This is a genomic window from Gottfriedia sp. NPDC058432 (assembly GCF_042721555.1).
Taxonomy (GTDB): Bacteria; Bacillota; Bacilli; order Bacillales; family Bacillaceae_G; genus Gottfriedia.
Genome location: NZ_JBHXLC010000001.1, coordinates 247,888 through 267,528, shown reverse-complemented (window position 1 = coordinate 267,528; position 19,641 = coordinate 247,888). Strand labels below are relative to the sequence as shown.

Genomic DNA, 19,641 nt, shown 5'->3' with positions numbered 1-19,641 from the left:
AGCTCCTGCTGGACCTGTTGCTCCCGCTGGGCCTGTTGCTCCGTCTGCTCCTGCCGCTCCTGCTGGGCCTGTTGCTCCCGCTGGACCTGTCGCTCCGTCTGCTCCTGCCGCTCCTGCTGGGCCTGTTGCTCCGTCTGCTCCTGCCGCTCCTGCTGGGCCTGTTGCTCCCGCTGGGCCTGTCGCTCCGTCTGCTCCTGCCGCTCCTGCTGGGCCTGTTGCTCCTGCTGCTCCTGCTGGGCCTGTTGCTCCATCTGCTCCCGCTGGACCTGTTGCTCCCGCTGGACCTGTCGCTCCGTCTACTCCTGTTGCTCCTGCTGGGCCTGTTGCTCCCGCTGGGCCTGTTGGGCCTAAGACAAATACAGGTGGTGATGTTGGTCCTGTTGGTCCCATTGGACCCATTGGTCCCATATGACCTCTTGGACCTCTGTCTCCATCATCACCTTCTTTACCTCGCTTACCTCTTTCTCCTCGTGGACCTGTTGCACCTGTTGGACCTGTTGGACCTGTTGGACCAATAGGTCCTATTGGTCCTACTGGTCCAATTAAACCATTTGAATCAATTGAATCATTCGAATCATTTGAATCAAATGAATAACTAGGTGAAAAAGAAGAATTTGTTACAGGCGAATCTGAAGGATCTGTATTTAGTGACATTTCTGGTTCTTCTGGTTGTTCTGATGGTTGTGGAAATCGTGGTGGTAATGGTGGTAGTGGCAAAAAAATACACCTCTCAAAAATATTTTTAATTGTACAATTTATTGTATAAAAAAAGGACAAATTGGTTCATTATAATCAAAAAAATGAGTCAAAAAACATGTACGAATTAATTATTATTTTAATATAATAAACTCTTGTTCAAAAAATTAAGTGTCTTTTTACAAGCTAGAATAAATGAATTAATATAGAAAACTATTTTTTAATATTATTTATATTTGCCCAAACAGCTAAATAGCTTGTCTCATAAAATAAAAAGAATAATAGTAGGTGGTGAAATTATTGAGTAAAGAAAATAAATGCAAGAAATGTGATCACGATGATGATTGCAAATGTAAATGCAAGAAATGCAAACATAAAAATTGCAAATGCAAATGCAGAAAATGTGATCACCATCACGACGATTGCAGATGCCGTGATAAATGTAAGAAATGTACTCACGACCATGATGATTGCAGATGTCATGATGATAGATGTAATGATTGTGGAAAAAGAAATTGCGGATGCAACGTAAAGCAAAATGTAAACGTTTGTGTAAATGTAGAAAATAATGGTGCTACAGGAACCGGACCGGCGGGACCAACCGGAGCAGCTGGTGCTACCGGCGCTACTGGTGCTAACGGCGCTACTGGTAATACTGGCACTACTGGCGCTACTGGTGCTATCGGTGCTACTGGCGCTACCGGTACTACTGGCGCTACCGGTGCTACTGGCACTACCGGTGCTACTGGCGCTACCGGTGCTACTGGCGCTACCGGTGCTACTGGTGCTACTGGTGCTACTGGTGCTACTGGCGCTACCGGTGCTACTGGTGCTACTGGTGCTACTGGTGCTACTGGTGCTACTGGTGCTACTGGTGCTACTGGTGAACGTGGTGCTACTGGTGCTACTGGTGCTACTGGTGCTACTGGTGCTACTGGTGAACGTGGTGCTACTGGTGCTACTGGCGCTACGGGTGCTACTGGCGCTACTGGTGAACGTGGTGCTACTGGTGCTACTGGTGCTACTGGCGCTACTGGTGCTACTGGTGCTACTGGTGCTACTGGCGCTACTGGTGCTACTGGTGCTACTGGTGCTACTGGTGCTACTGGTGCTACTGGTGCTACTGGTGCTACTGGTGCTACTGGTGAACGTGGTGCTACTGGTGCTACTGGCGCTACTGGCGCTACTGGCGCTACTGGCGCTACTGGCGCTACTGGCGCTACTGGCGCTACTGGCGCTACTGGTGAACGTGGTGCTACTGGTCCAACTGGTGCTACTGGTGCTACTGGCGCTACGGGTGCTACTGGTCCAACTGGTGTTACCGGCGCTACGGGACCGACAGGCGCATGTAGTTGTAATCCTATGTATGCAAGTTTTTACAATACTAATTCTCAAGGTAATATACCAACAAATACACCAGTATCTTTTAATAATGTGGGACTTAATTCTGGAGATTTCGCCCTTATTGGAGGAACTACAATTACAGTAATGAGCACTGGAGATTATTTAATTAACTACAGTGTTATTTTTAGAAATATGGGTGGTACAGGCACACAACCAGTTGAAGGAGCTTATGCAATATTCAGTGGCTTTACTCCAATATTTACCATGGTTCAAGGCAGCGAATTTGGAACTGGAGTAGATCTCCCAAATAGTCCAATGACAAATTTACAAATTAATGGCGAGGTAATGATCCATTTCACAGCTGGTGAACAATTCCAGCTTAGAAATATTGGTGCTACCCCAGACCATTTAGCAAACAGTGTTGATGGTGCAAGTGTAAATAGTGCTGCACTAAACATCGTTAGACTAGATATTTAGTGATTCAATAAGAATATAATTATTGATATTAACTTAATTATCTAATTAAAGCCCTTCGATAGTGGACAGTAACAACCTTACTAATCTACATTGAAGGGTTTTTTATTTATTATTATTTAAGAGGTATAGATTTTCACTAGAATCCCAAATTTATCAATATATTAATGTAACTAATTACTTCTGCACCATTAGCTCCTGCAGCACAAAAAAACCAAATTCTTTAAAAAAGAACTTGGTTTTTTCATTTCAATTTCAATTATTCTATTGCCTTAATTATTTACCCACGTAATTGAGCATTATGTGTTTCTTCTACTGCTTTTAATACTTTCGAATGAGCTTTAGTTACTTCTTCATCCGTTAAAGTACGTTCTGGATCGAAATATGTTAATGAGAAGGCAACTGATTTTTTACCAGCTTCCATCTTATCTCCTTCGTATAAATCAAAGATTGTAGCATCCTTTAGAAGTCTTCCACCAGTTGAACGAATTGTAGATAAAATATCACCAGCAAATACTTTTGAATCAACTACTAATGCCATATCTCGGTTCATTGATGGGAAACGAGGAATTGCATTGTATAAAATATCATCAAATTCAGTATTTAATAGTTTTTCAAGAGATAATTGGAATACATACGTTTCTTTAAGATCCCACTCTTTTTGAGTAACAGGATGAACTTGACCGATAAAACCAATTTCTTCTCCGTTTAATAAAATACTTGCAGTACGTCCTGGGTGTAATTCTTCTTTCTTAGCAGCAAGATAAGTTATTTTATTTGATAAACCTAATTCATTAAATAAACCGTCTAAAATACCTTTTACAACATAGAAATCAACAGCTTTTTTCTCGCCTTGCCAAGCATGTTGCAACCATAAACCAGTTAATGCTCCTGCTAAATATTCTTCTTCATGTGGAAGATCGTTCTTTTCCTTTGTTAAGAATACAGAGCCTGTTTCAAATAGTTGAACATTTTCTTCTTTACGTGCAACATTATATGCAATCGCATCTAATAAATGTGGTACTAAACTGAAACGTAGCTCACTGCGTTCTTCACTCATAGGTAATGCTAAACGTACAGGTTCTGCATCTACTGTTTCTAGTGCAAAGCGTTTTACTTTATTATTGCTTGTTAAAGAGTACGTAACAGCTTCGTAAAGACCTGCATGCTGTAAATACTGACGAATTCTTCTACGATTTGCTTGATAAGGTGTTAATTGCCCACGGCTAGCAACACCTGTTGGTAATGTAGCAGGAATATGATCATAGCCATATAATCTTCCTACCTCTTCAACTAAATCTTCTTCAATTGAAAGATCACCACGACGACTTGGAACAGTAATTGTGAATACTTCACCATTTCCGGTAGCTTCTAATCTTAAGCGACGGAAAATATCTTTTACTGTTTCAGCATCAATTGATGTACCAAGAACACCATTAATCTTACTAACAGAAACTGAAACTTTTTTAGCATCTTCAACTAAATTGTCCGCAATTACAGTACCTTCAACAATTGTTCCACCAGCTAGTTCAGCCATTAACTGAGCAGCACGTTCAGAAGCAGGGAATGTACGAGATGCATCAATACCTTTTTCAAAACGAGCACTTGAATCGCTACGTAAGCCCAGGTCTTTTGAAGTTTGGCGAACACTTTGACCTCTGAAAACAGCTGATTCAATTAAAACGTCTACAGTTTCAACATCAACTTCAGTACTTTGACCACCCATTACACCTGCAACTGCAACTGCTTCTTTTTCTGTTGCGATTACTAAATTATGTGGCTGTAATGTGCGCTCTTCACCATCAAGCGTAATGATTTTTTCGTTTTCTTTCGCAAGACGAACGATAATTTGATTACTATTTAATTTATTAAAATCAAACGCGTGTAATGGTTGACCATACTCAATTAAAATATAGTTCGTAATATCAACCACATTATTAATCGGACGAATACCAGCACTCATTAAACGAGCTTGCATCCATAATGGAGAAGGACCAATTTTTACGCCTTTAACTAATTTAGCACTATAATATGGTGCATCTTCTTTTGATTCAATTGAAACTGAAACATAATCAGCAGTTGTAGCTAATTGAGCGCTAATCGCTGGAAGTTTCACGTCACGATCTAAAATCGCAGCTACCTCATAAGCAACACCAATCATATTTAAGCAATCAGCACGGTTTGGTGTTAAGCCAAGTTCTAATACCGCATCATCACGATATAGTACATCTAATGCATCTACTCCTACGTCCGCATCACTTGGTAAAACAAAAATTCCATTTGAGAATTCTTTTGCTACGACTTTGCCTTCAATTCCTAATTCTTGCAGAGAGCAAATCATTCCTTCAGAAACTTCACCACGTAATTTTGCTTTTTTAATTTTAAAATTCCCCGGTAAAACAGCGCCTACCTTTGCCACGATCACTTTTTGACCTTTAGCAACATTTGGTGCGCCACAAATAATTTGTACTGGTTGTTCTTCTCCAACATCAACAGTACATTTTGATAATTTATCTGCCTCTGGATGTTGTTCACGTTCCATTACATAACCAACTACAACATTTTTAATTCCTTCTGAAAGATGATTAACACCTTCAACTTCAATACCTGCTTTTGTTATTAATTTTGCAAGCTCGTCTGGTGTAACACCACTTAAATCAACGTATTCTTGTAACCATTTTGTTGATACAAACATGTTTTGTCCCCTCCTACCTTACATTTGTTGGAATTGCTTTAAGAATCTTATATCGTTCGTATAGAAATGACGAATATCATCAATACCATATTTTAATAATGCAATACGTTCTGGACCCATACCGAAAGCAAATCCTTGAACTTCTTTTGGATTATATCCAGCCATCTCAAGTACGTTAGGATGCACCATTCCTGCACCTAAAATTTCAATCCATCCAGTGTGCTTACACATGTTACAGCCTTTTCCTCCACATTTCATACAAGAAATATCCATTTCTACTGAAGGCTCAGTGAATGGGAAGAAGCTTGGGCGTAATCGAATTTCACGATCTTCACCAAACATTTTTTTTGCAAAAAGTTGTAAAGTACCTTTTAAATCACTCATTGAAATGTTTTCACCAATTACAAGACCTTCGATTTGCATGAATTGATGAGAATGTGTAGCATCATCATCGTCACGGCGATAAACTTTACCTGGACAAATTATTTTAATTGGTCCTTTTTCCGCGTTTGCTTCCATTGTTCTAGCTTGAACAGGTGAAGTATGAGTTCTCATTAATGTTTCTTCAGAAATATAGAATGAATCCTGCATATCACGAGCTGGATGACCTTTTGGTAAATTTAAGGCTTCGAAATTATAATAGTCCTTTTCTACTTCTGGACCTTCTGCGATTTCATATCCCATTCCAATAAATAAATCTTCAATTTCTTGAATAACCGCTCTTAATGGATGAGCTCCACCTGCATGAACTGGTCTTCCTGGAAGTGTTACGTCAATTGATTCACTTTCTAATTTCTCATTAATTGCATTTTGTTCTAATACACCTTGCTTTGCTTCAAGTTTTTCTTGGATTGCCGCACGTACTTCATTAGCAACTGCTCCCATTTTTGGGCGCTCTTCAGGAGATAAATCCTTCATTGCTTTCATTGCTTCAGTAATCGGACCTTTTTTCCCTAGATAGGCAATTCTTATTTCATTTAATGCTTTTAAATCTTTTGCTTCTTCTATTTGCTTAATCGCTTCTGCTTGTAAAGAAACTAAACGCTCTTGCATGAATAATCCTCCTATTCAAATTCATAAATTTAAACATAAAAAAACCTCGCTCCCAAAAAAGGGACGAGGATTGATCGCGGTACCACCCTAATTAACAGTTATTATTTACAAAAAACTAACTGCTCACTTCATTCATATAACGATCTACTTAGATAGACCGAGTCGCCTTTACATTTAAAAATGGTCCCGGCGCTAGCTCAAGAGGTGAATTCAATTTGGTCTACTATAAAAGTGCTTACAGTCTACGGCACCTTTTCCCTAAAATAGAGATTCAAATTTACTACTCTCTGTCAAAGCTTTTTATGTATTAAATTTTTCTTAATTAATTATATTGATTTTTTTCAATTAATGCAACTGCTCAACATAATTATTTACTAAATCATTTGAATCATTTTTACTGACCTAAAAAGCTCAAATGGCTTCTAACATTTTCTATTTCTCACAGACTATACATTAGAATCCCTGCTGCAATACCAACGTTTAATGATTCGGCTTTACCATAAATAGGTATATATAGATTTTCATCAGTTAATGAAAGTAATGTTGAATTCACACCTTTGCCTTCATTTCCTACAATAATGGCAAAACGATTTGTAACGTTTACTTCATTAAATGGTTTTGCATTTTGAAGAGATGTTCCGTAAACAGTTATTCCTTTATCTTTTAAATTAGAAATTGCGTCAACTAAATCACCACGTAATATTGGTAAATGGAATAATGAACCTTGAGTGGATCGAATTGTTTTAGCATTATATAGATCGCTTGTACCTGAGCCTAAAATAACCCCATCAAAACCAGCAGCATCCGCAGTACGAATCATTGTTCCAACATTCCCAGGATCTTGAACTTCATCAATTAATAATAATTTTGACACTTTCTCAAAATCAATTCTTACAAAAGAAAATTCAATAATTGCAAAAATCCCTTGAGATGTTTCTGTTTCGCTTAATTCTTTGCTAACCTCTTTTGATATATACGTAATATCAAATGACCCTGTTGAAAAATTAGAAGGTAAGTCAATCTCTTCACTGATTAATAAATGAAGAATGGGTGCATCATGCTTAATTGCCTCCTCCACTAAATGAAAACCTTCTACGATAAATTGTTTAGCTTTATCTCTTCCTTTTTTTGTATGTAGTTTTTTCCAAGCCTTTACAGAATTATTTTGTATGGAATCAATTTGTTTCATAAGTTTCCTTTACCTTTCATCGTATATCATATCGTTTATCATACATAAAATCGTTTCCGTTTACAAATACTACATAAAGCTTAATATGAAAGGAGAATTCAAAATGAATTTTAATATTCGCGGTGCAGTTCTTCACAATATTTCAGGTAATAAAAGTGATCAATTAGAAGCAACAATTGTAGATGCTATTCAAAGTGGTGAGGAAAAAGTATTACCAGGTCTAGGTGTACTTCTCGAAGTTTTTTGGAGTCACGCTACTGAAGATCAAAAGCATGAACTACTCTCAGTACTAGAAAATGGAGTAAGTCAGTAATCTAATCTGTTAAAACATAAAAAAGGACTAACCTATGATATTATCCCCTTATAGTAGACACGTAAAAAAGCCCATCTGATAAAATGGATGGGCAGTCTACTATTGGGGGATTTTCTTATGCCATTAAAGGGAACAAAATTTAATCATTATTCAACTGAACTAAAACTAAAAGCTGTGAAGCAATATGAAGATGGCTATGGAAGTTACGTTACAATCTCACAGGAATTTGGTTTGCGTAGCTCAACTCAGCTTAAAAATTGGGTAAAAAAGTATAGAAATGGTGAGTTATTTGACGATCAAAGGGGAAAATCAAGTAGTTATCATCCTTTCAATGGACGCCCAAAAACTAAGTTTGATTCAATTGAAGAAGAAAGAGATTACTTGAAGGCACAGGTAGAATACTTAAAAAAGTGCTATCCAAATATACTGGAGGAGGGGTAATTCCAAAGAAAATTCGATTTGAAATAATAAGTGAAATGAAAGCACACTATCCAATTAAGATGCTTATTAAAATCGCCAAAGTCTCTAGAGCTGGTTACTACAAATGGAGAAAATCTATTTTACATAATACTAATAAAACAACCGTTGAAGAAACTGTCAAATCTCATATTAAAGCCATCCATACAATCCGACCATACTATGGATATCCTAGAGTTACTGACCGTCTAAGAGACGAAGGATACGTTATTAACCATAAAAAGGTTTATCGAATTATGAAGGAATTAGAAATCAAATCCGTCATTCGTAAAAAACGTAAATACTATGGGAAAGAAGCATCAAATAGTTACCCTAATCTTTTAAATCGCCAATTTAAACAAGATTTGCCCAACGTTGCATTCGCTACAGATATAACTTATATCAAAGTCGGAAACAAATTTTACTATCTTTCAGTTATCCAAGATCTTTATAATAACGAAATTGTATCTTGGAAATGTTCAATTCGAAACGATCTTAAGTTAGTCATCGAAACAGTCAAAGACTTATGTAAAAAAAGAAACGTGCATGGAAGTATCCTGCATTCAGATCAGGGATTCCAGTACACGTCTACAAAATACAACCAGTTCTTAGAACAGAATAATTTAATAGGCAGCCACTCTCGCAAAGGAAACTGTCTAGACAACGCATGCGTTGAATCATTCTTCTCACACTTCAAATGTGAATTGGTGTATCTATCTAATTTTAATTCAGAACAGGCACTTATTCAAGCAATTGAAGAGTATATTCATTTCTATAATAATGAACGAATACAAAAACGACTAAACCGTTGTTCCCCTGTAAAATACAGGTTAACAACGGCTGCATAGTCGGTCTTATTTAAATGTGTCTACTTGACAGGGGTAAGTCCACCTAAGTTAGTCCTTTTCATTTTTCAGTATGATTTTGGTTACTTCGTTTTACCTTTCAAATCATCGATTGAATTAATCTTCATATATTCTGGTACGACTAAGCCTAATTTTGTCCCTTTTAAATTCGGTCCAAGATCAACCAATTGTTTTTTGTACTCATTCATGTAATCTTTATGAGTTGTTGGAAGCCAAGCTGCGACCATTGCATCTGCACTTCCATCTGAGATACCAGCAAACATTGGTCCTGCCTCAACTTGTTTTAATGTAACGTCATAGCCTTGGTTTTCAAGTACTTTTCCAATCACATTTGTACTGGCAACTTCAGATTCCCATGAAACATAAACGAGACTAATTTTTTCACCATTTCCTTTTGAAGCATCTTTCGTCCAATTATTTACTTGATCTTGATGCTTTTTGATCCATTTCGCCGCTGCATTCTCAGGTTTCGCACCTTCTTGAATATCACTCATAACTTCTTCCATATCAGAAGGTTTCCATGAAAAGTTATCTAAAATCTTGTATGCACCTGGCATGTCTTCTTTTAATCCTTTTCGAACTACTGTATGAATTTCTTCATCCTTACCAAATGACCCTTTTGGATCTTCTAAATACTTTAATTTATATTTTGAAAACATCCAGTGGGGCGTCCATCCTGTAACGATTATAGGTTCTTTATTTTCATACGCTTTTTTCAATTCAGCAGTCATCGCAGCTGAAGATCCTTCTTTTAAAGTCCAATCCTTTAAATCGTAATCCTTCATCGCTTTTTCAGTTGCTTTCATTAACCCAGCTCCTGGATCAATTCCGGTAATCTCAAAATTAACCCCGGCACCTATTTTATTTGAAGATTTTTTTTGATCTTTACCACCTGAAGCGGCAACTGAAATGGCGGAAATACAAAAGATTAATGCAATTAACCCATAAACATATTTTTTCGCAATTTTTTTCCCATAAGCAGGTTGACGAAGGTTTTGAGAAATTCGATCAAGAATAATTGCAACAATAACAATTGATATTCCTGCCTCGAACCCTTCACCTACTTTAATCTGTGTTACTGCACGATAAACCTCTGCACCTAATCCCGGAGCACCTACTAGTGATGATATAACTACCATCGATAATGCAAGCATAATACTTTGATTGATACCCGCTAAAATCGTAGGTGCTGCTAGAGGCAACTGTACTTTAAAGAGTCTTTGCCATGTTGTTGATCCAAAAGCGTTTGATGCCTCTATTAAATCATTTGGAACCTCTCGAATACCTAAATTCGTTAATCGTATTGTTGGTGGTATTGCAAAAATGACAGAAGCTAAAATACCAGGAACTACACCAATTCCAAAGAAGAGAATTGCTGGAATTAAATAAACAAACGCTGGCATTGTTTGCATAAAGTCAAGTATCGGAGTGATCACTTGCTTCACTCGATCGTTTTGAGAAGACCAAATCCCTAAAGGAATACCAATTACGACCGTGATTACGATCGCTGATAAAATCAGCGCCAACGAATCGATTGTAGCATCCCAAAGTCCAAGATTATCTATTAATAACAATCCGAGTAATGTAAACAGACCAACTGTCCACCTACTTGTATAAAAAGCCAGTAATGAAATTATTAATATTAGAATAATGGATGGGCCAAGTCCTAAAACCTTAACAAGGCCATTTAAAAGGGTTTCTGTGATGTTGGTTATTGCGTTAAATAGAGGATGAAAAATTTTAATAATCACTTCGACAATTTTATCAATCCATTCAGCTAACGGAATTTTTGGAATACCCATATATTAACCTCCTTTTATATTCAAATCGTCTGTTTTACCTGCTAAAGCACCGATAACAGCTCCACGTATAATAACGCCTTTTAATCGATTATTTTCATCTACTACAGCTAATGGAAGAGCAGAAGTTGCCAGTGCCCCGATTACATCCGTTAATAATGTATCTTCATTAACAGACACAATGTCCTTTTGCATAACTTCCTCCACCGATTTATTTTTAATAAGTGCATTTGAAGCGTCATCAGCATTAATTGCTCCAAGTAGCTTTTGTCGACGATCGACAACAAATATACTAGAATACCCTTGGTCTCTCATTATTTGTAAAGCTACACGTGGTCCACGGTCAGGCGTAATTCTTTCAGCACGCTTCTGCACATGAGCCGCCGTTAATACTTTTGAAAGGTCTACATCTTCTACAAATCGTTCAACATATTCATTGGCTGGATTTACCATGATCTCTTCAGGAGAACCAATCTGCATTATGTTACCATCTTTCATAAGAGCAATTCTGTCTCCAATACGCAAAGCCTCATCGAGGTCATGCGTAATAAAGATAATCGTCTTTTTCATCGTCTCTTGCAGTTCTAATAATTCGTCCTGCATATCTTTACGAATTAATGGATCGAGCGCGCTAAATGCTTCATCCATTAATAAAATATCCGTGTCACTTGTTAGTGCCCTTGCAAGCCCAACACGTTGTTGCATACCACCACTTAATTGTGATGGGAATTGATGCTCATATCCTTTTAAGCCAACTATTTCTAATGACTTCAGAGCTTTTTCTGTTCTTTCTTCCTGTGAAATATTTTGTATTTCCAAACCATATTCAGTATTTTCAAGAATTGTCTTGTGTGGGAACAAAGCAAAATTTTGGAAAACCATACTGATTTTTTTACGACGGACATCTCTTAACTGCTGAGGATTCATTTTTACGATGTCTTCATCGTCGATCAAGATTTGTCCGATTGTTGGTTCAATTAACCGATTGAGCATTCTAATCAAGGTTGATTTACCACTACCTGACAGTCCCATCACAACAAAAATTTCACCAGGGTATATTTCAAAGCTTGCATTATTCACTCCAATTGTTGAATTTGTTTGCTCTAAAATTTGCTTCTTTGAGTAGCCTTTTTCTAGTAACTTTATGGCGTTCTTTGGAGATTTACCGAAAACCTTTGTTACGTTTTTCACTTTAACTTTTGCTTTCATTAACTCACCTCAAAACTTTCTATTTATTTTACTTTTCCATATTTTTAAATAAGGATTCTCCCTAGATATAAAAAAATCAGCCAAGTACTATAAAAGTCTTGGCTCCTTATTAAACTCCATTTACAAAATAGGAGTCTATCTGTTATTTATTTGCTTTAAAAATTTCTCTAAAAATCCAATTTTTTAATTCTATTTCCGAGTATCCTTATTGAAAAGCATGCATTTATGATAACAATAAGATATGACAAAACTATTTCAAACTAGTTATAGGAAGAATACAATTTGTTTCAGTTCGATAACGCTAAAGACGGAAAAAGTGGAAAAATCTGGTTGGAGCGGTAGGTAGATAAAGCAAAAAAACCTTAATAAATAAGGGTTTTTTCGGAGATATGAAAATTACTTTCTCAAGTAAAATTCATGAGGATGTAATAAAGCAAGATTGTGAAATTTAGTTACTCTTATGAGTTTTATGAGGTACTATAACTGCAAAATTTTTGTATTTTAGTTCCTCTTAAGTGCTTCTTGAGGTACTATAACGGCCATATCTTGCTATTTAGTTACTCATAGGGCTTCATGACGTACTATAACCATAATTTCTTGGTTTTTAGTTACTCATAAGGGGTTCCTAAAAATGCAAGATGTAGTCAATTCAATTTAAATCTACAAAAAAATCCCTCAATAAATGAGGGATTTTTTTTCTTAGTTATATGTTAAACGCTCTACTGTTTCGCGATCTAATCGTTTGATTACTTCTACGAGTAATTTAACTGTATTTTCATAGTCATCACGATGAAGGATACCAGAATGTGAATGAATATATCTCGTTGGAATTGTGACTGCTAATGCTGGAACACCTTTCATCGTAATATGCATTGAACCAGCGTCAGTTCCTCCGCCAGGCATTGATTCATATTGATATGGAATTCCAATTTCATCTGCTACATTCACTACAAATTCACGTAAATCTTTATGAGACACCATTGATGCATCATATAGAACGATTTGAGGGCCTTTGCCTAATTTGCCTTGTGCTTCTCTTTCAGATACACCTGGCATGTCACCTGCAACACCGACATCTAATGCAAAACCGATATCTGGTTCAATTTTATATGTAGATGTTTTCGCACCACGAAGTCCTACTTCTTCTTGTACTGTTCCAACTCCAAATACAATATTTGGATGTGCTTGACCTTGTAATTGTTCTAAAACGTCAATTGCAATAGCACAACCGATACGATTATCCCATGCTTTTGCTAATAATAGTTTTTCGTTTTTCATCGTCTGGAATTCAAAATATGGAACAACTTGGTCTCCAGGACGAACGCCAAATTCTAATGCCTCTTCTTTACTTGAAGCACCGATATCAATAAACATATCCTTAATGTCTACTACTTTTCTTCTTGCTTCAGCACTCATAATATGAGGTGGCTTCGAACCAATAATACCTGTAATATTACCTTCTTTTGTTGAAATGGTAACTCGCTGAGCAAGCATTACTTGCGACCACCAGCCACCAATTGTTTGAAAACGTAAAAATCCTTTGTCATCGATTTGTGTAACCATAAATCCAACTTCATCAAGATGTCCAGCAACTTCAATTCTTGGACCATTTGGGTCACCGGTTTTAACTGCTATTAAGCTTCCTAAATTATCAGTTACAACCTCATCAGCAAGTGGGGTAATATATTTTCTCATTACTTCACGTGGTTCATGTTCAAATCCTGCTACGCCGTTTGCATCCGTTAGTTCTTTTAACATTTGTAACTTTGCATCTAAAGTAGACAAACTCATCCATCCTTTTTTTTATGATTATGTACATTTAACATTATACAATTTGGGATTCTTTTTGACAAAATTTTTAGATATTTCTTCAACCCTCATATTAAAACATATAAATTTAATATTAATTTTCTCCAAATTATTTGTGGGGTATAATAATGAAGCTTACAAATTACTACTAGATTTTAAATTAACCATCTGGAGATTAATATGATAACAACTTCCGCTTTATATAAAGAAGCATTTTCATTTATATCACAATGCTATAAGGAACTCGATAAATCCGATCAAATAGAAAAACGATTAAAAAATATCGAAGCCGAGATTCGAGATACTGGAATTTACACTCATACTTATGAGGAATTAGAGCACGGTGCAAAAATGGCGTGGCGCAATAGTAACCGCTGTATCGGTAGACTATTTTGGGATAAGCTTCATGTTTTAGATGCTCGCCATATTAACGATGGTAAAAGTATAGAGCACGAAATATTGCATCATATAAAATATGCTACAAATTCAGGTAAGATTCTGCCTACAATTACAATTTTTAAACCGAATCTAGGAACAAATAACTCTCTTAAAATCCATAACCACCAGCTTATACGATATGCTGGCTATGAAACAGAAAATGGAATAATTGGAGATCCAAAATCAATCATGTTTACAAAGGAATGTGAGAATCTTGGTTGGAAAGGAAATGGTACTAACTTCGATATTTTGCCCATAGTTTATTCCTTAGACAATCATGAACCAAACTATTTTACAATTCCAAATGAAATCGTACTCGAAGTACCAATCGAACATCCTGAATATGATTTTTCCCCTCTAAATACTAAATGGTATGCTGTTCCGATGATATCAGATATGACTCTAGAGATTGGTGGTATATCTTATAGTGCTGCCCCATTTAATGGATGGTATATGGGAACTGAAATCGGTGCTCGAAATTTTGCTGATGAAAGTCGTTTTAATCTGTTGCCTAAAGTAGCAAAAATTATCGGCCAAGATACAAAAAGAAACAGTACACTTTGGAAAGATCGTGCACTAGTTGAATTAAATATTGCCGTTTTATATTCATATAAAAAAAATGGCGTTAGTATTGTTGATCATCATTCTGCTGCACAGCAATTTCTCCAATTTGAAAAACAAGAAGAATCATGTTGCCGTGAGCTAACAGGTAATTGGAAGTGGTTAATTCCTCCTATGTCGCCTGCTACAACTCATGTATTTCATAAGCGATACGATGATACAACGCTTAAGCCAAATTTCTTTCCAAGATAATCATTGAATATAGTTAAAACCTTATTGAATTGACATATTTGTAGTTAATTCATTAAGGTTTTTTCTTTTATTTGATACAATATTAAGCATAAGCATAATTTTCTAAAAATTATACAAAGGAGTAATTCAATGATTTTATTTCAAAATGACAATATTACAGTATTTCAAAGTGCATTATTTCAAACAAACTCAACCGTTGTAACAACAAACGATTGTATCATTATCGTAGATCCAACTTGGTTACCTCACGAAATAAATGAGATAAAGGAATTTGTTGATTCAATTAAAAATGAGCGACCAATTTATTTATACTTTACACATGGAGATTTTGATCACATCATAGGTTATTATGCATTTCCTAACGCTAAGACGATTGGTAGCGAAAATTTACATAACCATCCTGAAAAGGATAATAAACTATCAAAAATCCGTCAATTTTACAATGATAATTACATTAATCATGCCCAGCCAATACAATTCCCAAAAATTGATTTAATTATTAGTGAAGATGGTCAGGAAATTAAAATAGGACAAACAACATTAAGATTTTATCATTCTCCTGGACATACTAAAGATGGTTTATTCCTCTATATTGAAAATTTAGGAATATGGATTACAGGGGATTATTTATCTGATTTTGAACTTCCGATTGTATTTGATAGTGTAAAAAGTTACTACACTACTTTAGATAAGGCAGAAGAACTGATTAGTAAATTTGAATTCTCATTGTTAGTTCCAGGCCACGGTCAAGTTTCATCAAAAAAAGAAGAGATTGCTACTCGAATTGAGCTAGGTAGAAGTTACTTAAAAAGACTTCAAAAAGCTGTACAAAATAATAATGAGGCAGAAATAAATTTATTAGAAAAAGAGTTTTCATTTCCATCTGGATTCACGAAATATTGTCATGAATCCAACGTTAATAACATGAAAAAAGAATTTAGTTTCGTTAAAAAAATCAATTCAAATAAAGAAAACTTGCCGATTGGCAAGCCTTAAGGCGAAGACAGAGGTTTAGTTGCAATTATACTTTATTCCTAAAATTGGATAATACGTCGAATTAACTTCCTCGTTGCCAATTTATACATTAAGTGAAAAAAAATCCTTAACAAATGTTAAGGATTTTTTAAACGAATTATTTTAAGTTAGCTTTTGCAGCGTTTGCTAATTCAGCAAATGCTTTTTCGTCAGCAACAGCTAGGTCAGCTAACATTTTACGGTTAACTTCGATACCTGCTAATTTTAATCCGTGCATTAAACGGCTGTAAGAAAGTCCGTTCATACGAGCAGCCGCGTTGATACGAGTGATCCATAATTTACGGAAATCACGTTTCTTTTGACGACGGTCACGGTAAGCATACATTAATGATTTCATAACTTGTTGGTTTGCAACTTTGAATAATGTATGTTTAGAACCGTAATAACCTTTTGCTAATTTAATAACCTTTTTACGACGAGCGCGTGTAACTGTACCGCCTTTAACTCTTGGCATATTGTTTCCCTCCTAGATATCTATCTAATACGTTTATCGTTCTTATTTCATGTTTGTAAGCATAAAGCGGATACGTTTGAAATCGCCTTTGCTTACTAATGAAGCTTTACGTAATTTACGTTTTGCTTTTGTAGATTTGTTAGCGAATAAGTGGCTTGTGTATGCACGACCACGTTTTAATTTACCAGATCCAGTCTTTTTAAAACGTTTTGCTGAACCACGGTGAGTTTTCATTTTAGGCATATCGTGTTTCCTCCTCAAATAAATTACTTTTCGTTTTTAGGTGCTAAGACTAAGAACATACTACGACCGTCCATTTTTGGATGTGACTCAACAGTTGCAACTTCTGCACAAGCAGTTGAGAAACGATCAAGTACTCGTTGTCCAATTTCCTTATGCGTAATAGCGCGTCCTTTGAAACGAATAGACGCTTTAACTTTATCGCCTTTTTCTAAGAACTTAATTGCATTACGAAGTTTTGTGTTAAAGTCATGTTCATCAATTGTTGGACTTAAACGAACTTCTTTCATGCTAATAATTTTTTGGTTTTTACGGCTCTCTTTGTCTTTCTTTTGTTGCTCGAATCGGAATTTTCCGTAGTCCATAATACGACATACAGGTGGTTTTGCCGTTGGTGCTACCATCACTAGATCAAGATTAACATTCGAAGCTAACTCAAGAGCCTCTTGTTTTGTCTTGATTCCAAGTTGATCTCCGTTAGGACCAATTAATCGAACTTCACGAGCACGAATTCCATCGTTTACCATCATGTCTTTGCTAATAGTAAAACACCTCCAAGGTATTGTAAGAATGATCTTAATTTGTATCGTTGAAGCAATCATAACCCAACAAAAAAGTGTGGGTATATAAATACACCCACACTGACAGTATCAAAGTAATTAATGATTCTGTTACCTGATAACAGCTTTTTGCGTCATCCAGGTGAGAAGCGGGTGCCTCTTCTTCAACAAATAAGTATTCTTTTCTTTCGTTACTATAACATAGCGACATGATGTTGTCAATATTCGTATGCTTTGTTCGCAACGAAATTTATTATATCAAAGAAACTTATTTATGACAATGCTTTTTTAAATTATAAATTTTCATTTCAATTTTTCCTGTGAAAACTCTTGTAATGTATGTATTAGGACTCGTTCTTGAAAGATATTTTGAAGTGTAATAATCAATGAAATATCGACTGATGAAGTGTATAAATGAATTCTTTTAGGTGCAATTGCCGTTAAGGGCAAAATTAATTCGTTATCTATATATTCCCTATTTTCCACTTGTTTACCATATTCTTTTAATACATCTTTAGTAAGTGGTAAAAACAGATGATCATAAACGCTAAACTTCCCGTCAAAAACTATATGCACATGAGGAATAAGTGCATCCGTTTTAAGTACCTGCTGTCTTAGACTCTCAATAAGATTCTGGTATTCGTTTTCTAACTTGTACTCATCTATTGCAATTTCACAAACATAGGCTAACTGCTTATAATATTCCTTCAAACGAAATGTAATAAATGAATCGAAGCTAAAATTTACTCCATCTTTTATATACTCAGTAAGTGCATATGATACTAAATTCTTACTTCTACGAATTTTTTTCTGATTTGGTATGCTTCTTCTAGTACCTCTTAATAATGATTGTGCAATAGGTATGATTTGACTTTGCTCGTCTTCCTCATAGAAAAAAGATGTATGTAAAATGGATTGAATCCATTTATCTTCTTTTTGAAGTAAAATAAATTGTACTAGTGTCGGAACTAAAATACTTTTTATTAAATCTTCAGTGTTTTGAGGAAATGTGATTAAAATTGTATTGATTTTGTGTCTTCTTAAAATGTATGGTCTCGATTGCTTTCTTAAACGTTTTTGTAATCGTTCGTAGACATAAGCTGCGTCAATGGGTTCATTGAAAAAAATTTCAATCACCCTGTTCCCCCCTTTCTAGCACCACCTAGTCCTATATATATTAAAGAAATAATTAAAAAATGACGCAAAATCACTTAGTAATTTGTGATTTTACGCCATTTTTTGATTTTTTTATGAATGTCTTAAATTTGAACCTGAAATTTTAACTGGTTTGGCTAAAAATTTAACACGATCTACTATACGTGCTGCTTTAACTCTTTCTTCTTCTCCACGTTGAGAATATGTTAAGTGATGCTCTAATTGATTTAAATCAGCATTCGATGTAAAGAATGTTGGCAATTTTTCTAGCATACGGTATTGAAGAATTGTACCTAATATTTCATCTCTTGCCCAACTAGACATTTGCTCTGCACCAATATCATCTAACATAAGAACTTCCACTTTTTTTACGGCTTCAATTTTTTCCTCTAAAGTGCCATCACTAATAGAGCTTTTTAGTTCACGTAAAAATTCTGGTAAATAAACGAGCATTGAAGTTATTTCTTCCTCTGCTAGTTCATTTGCTATAGCCCCAAGAATAAATGTTTTTCCAACCCCAAATGGACCATGTAAATATAAACCTTGAGCCATTTTTCCTTTTTCATAGTTCATAATAAACTGTCTAGCAGCAGAAATAGCTTCAAAACGGCCAGGGTCTTCTAATGACAAGTTTGACATAGAAGCTTGAAGAACATCCTTTGGTAAGTACATGCATTTTATCAATGACTCATGTTTTTTGCGTTTATCATTTTTCACACCATTTGGACAACGATCATATTGAACATCGATGCGTTTTCCTTGAATAATCAAATGGGGATGATATCCATGCACCATATTTTTACACTCACTAAAAGATGGGCAATCTTCGCAATTTACACTTTGTCCAATATACTCATATAGCTTCACTAGGCTACTATCAATCATTTGATCCGTAATTTCATTTTTATGCTCGGCTAAAAATGAAATGATTTTTGGGTGACTACGGACTTCTTGTCGCATTTTTTCAAAGGTGTCCTGGAATTGTTTATTTTTCATTAATGCACTAAATGCGTTTTGAATAGGTTCCATTAGCGTCCTCCCAT

17 protein-coding genes, 1 pseudogene and 2 other annotated features are annotated in these 19,641 nt (G+C 35.7%); of the genes and pseudogenes, 6 read left to right on the top strand and 12 right to left on the bottom strand.

Annotated features, from left to right (window positions below; genetic code table 11):
• Positions 1 to 717: pseudogene (locus tag ACFWM3_RS01395) on the bottom strand (collagen-like triple helix repeat-containing protein); the annotation flags it as partial.
• A gap of 279 nt (positions 718 to 996) precedes the next feature.
• Here ACFWM3_RS01395 and ACFWM3_RS01390 point away from each other — a divergent pair.
• Positions 997 to 2,517, top strand: a complete 1,521-nt coding sequence (locus ACFWM3_RS01390) for a hypothetical protein (RefSeq protein ID WP_390309807.1) — start codon at positions 997 to 999, stop codon at positions 2,515 to 2,517.
• Between the two features lie 277 nt (positions 2,518 to 2,794).
• Here ACFWM3_RS01390 and pheT read toward each other — a convergent pair whose 3' ends face one another.
• From pheT to ACFWM3_RS01375, 3 genes are all read right to left on the bottom strand, one after another.
• Positions 2,795 to 5,209 (bottom strand): phenylalanine--tRNA ligase subunit beta, encoded by a 2,415-nt coding sequence (pheT, locus tag ACFWM3_RS01385; protein WP_390309806.1) that lies wholly within the window; start codon positions 5,207 to 5,209, stop codon positions 2,795 to 2,797.
• A gap of 18 nt (positions 5,210 to 5,227) precedes the next feature.
• Positions 5,228 to 6,262 carry a phenylalanine--tRNA ligase subunit alpha gene (pheS, locus tag ACFWM3_RS01380; protein WP_390309804.1) on the bottom strand — a complete coding sequence of 345 codons (1,035 nt, stop codon included), beginning with the start codon at positions 6,260 to 6,262 and terminating at the stop codon, positions 5,228 to 5,230.
• A gap of 56 nt (positions 6,263 to 6,318) precedes the next feature.
• Positions 6,319 to 6,565, bottom strand: a binding site (T-box leader).
• A 136-nt stretch (positions 6,566 to 6,701) separates the two neighbouring features.
• The gene (locus tag ACFWM3_RS01375) at positions 6,702 to 7,451 is read right to left on the bottom strand and encodes a TrmH family RNA methyltransferase (RefSeq protein WP_390309803.1); all 750 of its coding nucleotides are present in this window, start codon (positions 7,449 to 7,451) and stop codon (positions 6,702 to 6,704) included.
• A 103-nt stretch (positions 7,452 to 7,554) separates the two neighbouring features.
• Between ACFWM3_RS01375 and sspI the strand changes: the two genes are divergently transcribed.
• From sspI to ACFWM3_RS01360, 3 genes are all read left to right on the top strand, one after another.
• Positions 7,555 to 7,764, top strand: a complete 210-nt coding sequence (sspI, locus tag ACFWM3_RS01370; RefSeq protein ID WP_056472294.1) for a small acid-soluble spore protein SspI — start codon at positions 7,555 to 7,557, stop codon at positions 7,762 to 7,764.
• A gap of 117 nt (positions 7,765 to 7,881) precedes the next feature.
• A complete protein-coding gene (locus tag ACFWM3_RS01365) occupies positions 7,882 to 8,205 on the top strand; it encodes a helix-turn-helix domain-containing protein (RefSeq protein WP_390309801.1) in 324 nt (107 codons plus the stop codon).
• Positions 8,175 to 9,068 carry an IS3 family transposase gene (locus tag ACFWM3_RS01360; protein ID WP_390309799.1) on the top strand — a complete coding sequence of 298 codons (894 nt, stop codon included), beginning with the start codon at positions 8,175 to 8,177 and terminating at the stop codon, positions 9,066 to 9,068. Before ACFWM3_RS01365 ends, ACFWM3_RS01360 begins: the two co-directional genes overlap by 31 nt.
• Positions 9,069 to 9,148: 80 nt before the next feature.
• Here the strand turns inward: ACFWM3_RS01360 and ACFWM3_RS01355 are convergent, their stop codons facing one another.
• The 3 genes from ACFWM3_RS01355 to ACFWM3_RS01345 all read right to left on the bottom strand — a co-directional run bounded on the left by ACFWM3_RS01355 (position 9,149) and on the right by ACFWM3_RS01345 (position 13,879).
• The gene (locus tag ACFWM3_RS01355) at positions 9,149 to 10,888 is read right to left on the bottom strand and encodes a glycine betaine ABC transporter substrate-binding protein (RefSeq protein WP_390309797.1); all 1,740 of its coding nucleotides are present in this window, start codon (positions 10,886 to 10,888) and stop codon (positions 9,149 to 9,151) included.
• A 3-nt stretch (positions 10,889 to 10,891) separates the two neighbouring features.
• On the bottom strand, positions 10,892 to 12,094 hold the full coding sequence (gene proV, locus ACFWM3_RS01350) for a glycine betaine/L-proline ABC transporter ATP-binding protein ProV (protein WP_390309795.1): 1,203 nt from the start codon (positions 12,092 to 12,094) through the stop codon (positions 10,892 to 10,894).
• A gap of 699 nt (positions 12,095 to 12,793) precedes the next feature.
• A complete protein-coding gene (locus tag ACFWM3_RS01345; RefSeq protein WP_390309793.1) occupies positions 12,794 to 13,879 on the bottom strand; it encodes a M42 family metallopeptidase in 1,086 nt (361 codons plus the stop codon).
• Positions 13,880 to 14,083: 204 nt separating this feature from the next.
• On the opposite strand from ACFWM3_RS01345, the gene ACFWM3_RS01340 reads away from it, so the two are divergent.
• Positions 14,084 to 15,154, top strand: coding sequence for a nitric oxide synthase oxygenase (locus ACFWM3_RS01340; protein WP_390309791.1), 1,071 nt, complete (start codon positions 14,084 to 14,086; stop codon positions 15,152 to 15,154).
• Between the two features lie 129 nt (positions 15,155 to 15,283).
• Complete coding sequence (locus ACFWM3_RS01335; RefSeq protein WP_056472280.1) at positions 15,284 to 16,150, top strand: MBL fold metallo-hydrolase; 867 nt, start codon at positions 15,284 to 15,286, stop codon at positions 16,148 to 16,150.
• Between the two features lie 136 nt (positions 16,151 to 16,286).
• Here ACFWM3_RS01335 and rplT read toward each other — a convergent pair whose 3' ends face one another.
• From rplT to dnaI, 5 genes are all read right to left on the bottom strand, one after another.
• Positions 16,287 to 16,643: a 50S ribosomal protein L20 gene (gene rplT / locus ACFWM3_RS01330; protein ID WP_025568430.1), complete on the bottom strand. Its 357-nt coding sequence runs from the start codon at positions 16,641 to 16,643 to the stop codon at positions 16,287 to 16,289.
• 42 nt (positions 16,644 to 16,685) lie between these two features.
• On the bottom strand, positions 16,686 to 16,886 hold the full coding sequence (gene rpmI / locus ACFWM3_RS01325) for a 50S ribosomal protein L35 (protein WP_025568429.1): 201 nt from the start codon (positions 16,884 to 16,886) through the stop codon (positions 16,686 to 16,688).
• Positions 16,887 to 16,909: 23 nt separating this feature from the next.
• Entirely contained in the window at positions 16,910 to 17,413 is a 504-nt protein-coding gene (gene infC / locus ACFWM3_RS01320) for a translation initiation factor IF-3 (RefSeq protein WP_069034593.1), read from the bottom strand.
• 74 nt (positions 17,414 to 17,487) lie between these two features.
• Positions 17,488 to 17,614, bottom strand: a sequence feature (ribosomal protein L20 leader region).
• A gap of 132 nt (positions 17,615 to 17,746) precedes the next feature.
• On the bottom strand, positions 17,747 to 18,580 hold the full coding sequence (ytxC, locus tag ACFWM3_RS01315) for a sporulation protein YtxC (protein WP_390309788.1): 834 nt from the start codon (positions 18,578 to 18,580) through the stop codon (positions 17,747 to 17,749).
• A gap of 111 nt (positions 18,581 to 18,691) precedes the next feature.
• Positions 18,692 to 19,627 carry a primosomal protein DnaI gene (dnaI, locus tag ACFWM3_RS01310; RefSeq protein ID WP_056472276.1) on the bottom strand — a complete coding sequence of 312 codons (936 nt, stop codon included), beginning with the start codon at positions 19,625 to 19,627 and terminating at the stop codon, positions 18,692 to 18,694.
• Between the last annotated feature and the right edge of the window lie 14 nt (positions 19,628 to 19,641).

Bases quoted from the DNA above. Each gene is read 5' to 3' on its own strand.
- ACFWM3_RS01355 (WP_390309797.1), bottom strand. From the start codon at position 10,888: ATGGGTATTCCAAAAATTCCGTTAGCTGAATGGATTGATAAAATTGTC.
- sspI (WP_056472294.1), top strand. From the start codon at position 7,555: ATGAATTTTAATATTCGCGGTGCAGTTCTTCACAATATTTCAGGTAAT.
- ACFWM3_RS01375 (WP_390309803.1), bottom strand. From the start codon at position 7,451: ATGAAACAAATTGATTCCATACAAAATAATTCTGTAAAGGCTTGGAAA.
- pheS (WP_390309804.1), bottom strand. From the start codon at position 6,262: ATGCAAGAGCGTTTAGTTTCTTTACAAGCAGAAGCGATTAAGCAAATA.
- infC (WP_069034593.1), bottom strand. From the start codon at position 17,413: ATGATGGTAAACGATGGAATTCGTGCTCGTGAAGTTCGATTAATTGGT.
- ACFWM3_RS01335 (WP_056472280.1), top strand. From the start codon at position 15,284: ATGATTTTATTTCAAAATGACAATATTACAGTATTTCAAAGTGCATTA.
- proV (WP_390309795.1), bottom strand. From the start codon at position 12,094: ATGAAAGCAAAAGTTAAAGTGAAAAACGTAACAAAGGTTTTCGGTAAA.
- ACFWM3_RS01365 (WP_390309801.1), top strand. From the start codon at position 7,882: ATGCCATTAAAGGGAACAAAATTTAATCATTATTCAACTGAACTAAAA.
- dnaI (WP_056472276.1), bottom strand. From the start codon at position 19,627: ATGGAACCTATTCAAAACGCATTTAGTGCATTAATGAAAAATAAACAA.
- ACFWM3_RS01340 (WP_390309791.1), top strand. From the start codon at position 14,084: ATGATAACAACTTCCGCTTTATATAAAGAAGCATTTTCATTTATATCA.
- rplT (WP_025568430.1), bottom strand. From the start codon at position 16,643: ATGCCAAGAGTTAAAGGCGGTACAGTTACACGCGCTCGTCGTAAAAAG.
- pheT (WP_390309806.1), bottom strand. From the start codon at position 5,209: ATGTTTGTATCAACAAAATGGTTACAAGAATACGTTGATTTAAGTGGT.
- rpmI (WP_025568429.1), bottom strand. From the start codon at position 16,886: ATGCCTAAAATGAAAACTCACCGTGGTTCAGCAAAACGTTTTAAAAAG.